Source organism: Flavobacterium sp., assembly GCF_029242675.1.
GTDB lineage: Bacteria > Bacteroidota > Bacteroidia > Flavobacteriales > Flavobacteriaceae > Flavobacterium.
The window spans coordinates 1-3,130 of record NZ_JAQWTM010000112.1; the positions used below are offsets into that span (position 1 = coordinate 1).

The window sequence follows — 3,130 nt, forward strand, 5'->3', positions numbered from 1 at the left end:
CATCACTAAAATCAAATTCTGGAAAGTCTAAATCTTTGTAAAATTCGGCTCTCGTGTCTATCGTTGTTGGTTCTAGATTGCCTTTGCCTTCCAGGAAATCAATGACTTCTTGCACATTCTCCACGCCGTACACATCCAGTCCAGCAACGATTGCGGCTTCTTTTACATTTTGCTTTGGTAGAAAAAAACCTTTAAAACCTTCTTCCTTGGCTTTAATGGCAATAGGTAAGGCACCACGAATAGGCTGTAAACTTCCGTCGAGAGAAAGCTCTCCCATTATGATGTACTTGTCATGATCTACAGCAGTTATTTGCTGAGAGGCGACCAAAACACCAATGGCTAATGTAAGGTCATATGCTGATCCTTCTTTGCGCAAATCAGCAGGTGCCATATTGATAGTAATCTTTTTGCCCGGCATCGCGTACCCATTATTCTTGAGTGCAGCGGCAATTCGATAGCTACTCTCTTTGATGGCATTGTCAGGCAAGCCAACTAGATGATAACCAATTCCTTTGTCAATATTTACTTCTACAGTAATTGTTGTGGCTTCCACTCCAAAAACAGCGCTTCCAAAAACTTTAACGAGCATGTGAGATAATTTTTATTAAAAATAATAAATTTTAATATACCAAAAACACACGAACACAAATTTATTACTATTCTAAAAATAAGACGTTTAGCAGCATTTCAAAAATTAAAGTTAGCTTGAAGATCAACACCTCTCAAATAGTGTAAAATCAGCTTAAAGGCCTTTTTACTAATTTTTTGATAATTTTTAGCTACATTTGCACTCAATTACAGGATTTTTGTATCAAAAATGATTTTTTTAATCGTTTCATATAAACCTGACTTGGATTACAAAATCTTGCAATCCTACTAACAGTTACCGTATTTGTAGTTCGCTGCATCTTTGCCTTTTGGAAAAATTCCATTTACAGGCTACTAATAATCAATAATGAAATAAAAATGCACTGGATAGATTATCTAATCTTTGTTGTTTATATGCTTGCTATGCTTGGCGTAGGGCTATATTTCTTTAATAAAAACAAAACTGCCGAGGACTTTTATGTCAGCGGTCGGAACATGAGCAGCTGGCACATCGGGCTATCGGTAGTAGCTACTGACGTTGGTGGTGGTTTTTCTATCGGTCTTGGTGGCCTTGGTTTTACGATGGGATTATCGGGGTCGTGGATGCTATTTACAGGACTTTTGGGTGCTTGGTTGAGTGCCGTTTTTTTAATTCCTAAAGTAAGTCACTTAGGACATAAGTTTAAGTTTTTTACATTTCCGCAAATATTCAATCATTTTTACAATCCTAAAGTGGCATTGCTTGCCGGAATTATTTCTGCTATAGGATACGTAGGATTCACTAGCTCGCAAGTTTTGGCTGGAGCCAAATTAGCTTCGGCTACAATCGATGGCTTGAATTTGCAGACCGCTTTAATTGTTATGGGACTTATCGCTGTGGTTTATACCGCTATTGGTGGACTAAAAGCCGTTATTTACACCGATACTATACAATGGCTCATCCTTATAGGCGGTTTAGTATTTATAGGAATTCCTATGGCCTATCATTCTGTAGGTGGTTATGAGGCTATCAAGGCTACGCTGGACCCAAAATACCTTTCCTTAACTAATGTGCATTGGTATCAAATTTTGAATTGGTCAGTGACTATAATTCCTATTTGGTTCGTTGGAATGACGTTATATCAAAGAATATACGCTAGTAAAGGAGAAAAAGAAGCTAAAAAAGCGTGGCTAATCGCAGGTGTTTTTGAATGGCCCATCATGGCATTTATGGGAGTAATTCTAGGAATGCTAGCCAAAGTTGCAGCCTCTCAAGGTATGTTTACGGGTATAGCAGACGCCAATACGATGGACAGCGAAATGGGTTTACCAGTACTTTTAGCAACTATACTTCCGGTTGGACTATTGGGTTTAATGCTATCTTCTTACTTCTCAGCAATTTTATCCACGGCTGATAGCTGCTTGATGGCTGCCTCTGGAAATATTGTTACGGATATCATCTCTAAGTTTTCTAAAAAAGAATTTACACACAAAAAAGAATTACGACTATCACAAATAGTAACATTAGCTGTAGGTTTATTTGCCATCTTGTTGGCCTCACAAATGCAAAATGTATTAGAGTTAATGCTCTACTCTTATGCTTTTATGGTTTCGGGACTTTTTGTCCCCGTAATAGGTGCGCTCTTTTGGAAAAAAAGCCATCCAGTAGCTGCTTTTTGGAGCATGCTAATTGGAGGAAGTACTACAATTTTTTTAATACTTACTAAAAATAAATTACCTTTAGGAATAAAATTACCCGAACATTTAGACGCTAATATTTACGGACTAAGTGTTTCTTTAATTTTATTCTTGACAATTTCAATCTATCATTATAACAAAAAAGTAAAACAAAATGGAATTCAAAATAATTAATCAAACAACAGGTGCTGATCCAATATACACAAGCGGAGTTATAGCTCAATTTTTATTCACTCACCTAGAGGAATACGGCGATAAAATTGCAGATATTTTAAAATGTATCGATTATGTAATGCATCCTGACAAAGGAGGAAATATTGTCGTAGGAATAGATGAAAATGAAATTGTTGGTATCGTAATCTTGAATAATACAGGGATGAAAGATTTTATTCCCGAGAACATTTTGGTATACATTGCAGTAGACAACAGCCATCGTGGTAAAGGTTATGGTAAACAATTAATGCAAAAAGCCATTTCGATTGCAGAAGGAAATATTGCGTTACACGTCGAACCAGATAATCCTGCGAAGAAACTATACGAAAAACTAGGTTTTACTAACAAATACCTAGAAATGCGTCTCATCAAATAATCCAAAATGGAAAATTTAAACCAACGCATAGCCACTCTTACGCTATTGCGAAAGGAATTACATCAATATCCAGAAGTTTCAGGAAAAGAAATCGAAACTGCAAAAAGAATTATTTCTTTTCTTGAAAACTATCCTCCTGACGAACTAATTACGAACATAGGAACAACGGGAATTGTAGCAATTTATAACGGAAAGGAAGCAGGTAAAACTATTCTATTTCGGTGCGAGCTCGACGCCTTACCTATTGACGAAGTCAATACATTTGAATACAAATCT

Annotated in this window: 3 protein-coding genes and 1 pseudogene; 3 read left to right on the forward strand and 1 reads right to left on the reverse strand. The window is 36.5% G+C overall.

The window, feature by feature from the left end:
- The coding region (locus tag P8M54_RS04465) for a magnesium chelatase domain-containing protein (RefSeq protein WP_300285629.1) at positions 1-589 on the reverse strand (589 nt) is incomplete at its 3' end.
- A gap of 377 nt (positions 590-966) precedes the next feature.
- Here P8M54_RS04465 and P8M54_RS04470 point away from each other — a divergent pair.
- The 3 genes and pseudogenes from P8M54_RS04470 to P8M54_RS04480 form a co-directional block, all read left to right on the forward strand.
- Complete coding sequence (locus P8M54_RS04470) at positions 967-2,439, forward strand: sodium:solute symporter family protein (protein WP_300285631.1); 1,473 nt, start codon at positions 967-969, stop codon at positions 2,437-2,439.
- On the forward strand, positions 2,420-2,854 hold the full coding sequence (locus P8M54_RS04475) for a GNAT family N-acetyltransferase (protein WP_300285633.1): 435 nt from the start codon (positions 2,420-2,422) through the stop codon (positions 2,852-2,854). Before P8M54_RS04470 ends, P8M54_RS04475 begins: the two co-directional genes overlap by 20 nt.
- Before the next feature lie 6 nt (positions 2,855-2,860).
- A pseudogene (locus P8M54_RS04480) lies at positions 2,861-3,130 on the forward strand (amidohydrolase); the annotation flags it as partial.